The following is a 506-nucleotide window of genomic DNA, read 5'->3' on the forward strand; positions in this document are numbered from 1 at the left end:
TTCATCACAAATGATCAGATCAAATTCGGGTAAACCATGGTCTTTTTGGGCAACCGAAATCACTTGGATTGAATGATAGGTTGAAAAGATGACCGTCATTGCATCTGCGAGGTTTTCACAAGCTTCTTTGGCAAGGGCTTTTGCATCCGTGGTAGCAGGGAGAACAAGATCTGATGTTTCCATACCAACAATATCCTCTTGGTTTTTGCGACGCTTGCCTACTTTCGTATCCGAACAAACCGCAAAGGAACGCAACGGGATTTGTGCATCGGCTGTCCATTCACGGATTGTTTGCGAGACTAAAGCAAGAGAAGGCACCAGAAACAAAACACGCTTGCCTTTCCCAGCAAGGGTTTCTGCTATCTTCAAACTGGTGAAAGTCTTCCCCGTACCACATGCCATAATCAGCTTGCCACGATCTGCTTCTTTTAAACCTTCACAGACTTTCTTGATGGCTTCTTCTTGATGGGGACGAGGCTCTTTTGTTGATTTAAGAACAATTTCTT

1 protein-coding gene is annotated in these 506 nt (G+C 44.3%); it reads right to left on the reverse strand.

All coding sequences use genetic code 11. The annotated features are described in order from the left end of the window. Window positions 1–506 (reverse strand): DEAD/DEAH box helicase family protein (locus ACFIKU_RS10420; protein ID WP_375657461.1); only part of this gene is annotated, 506 nt, incomplete at both ends.

Origin of the sequence: Bartonella sp. CM120XJJH, assembly GCF_042194715.1 — a bacterium.
GTDB lineage: Bacteria > Pseudomonadota > Alphaproteobacteria > Rhizobiales > Rhizobiaceae > Bartonella.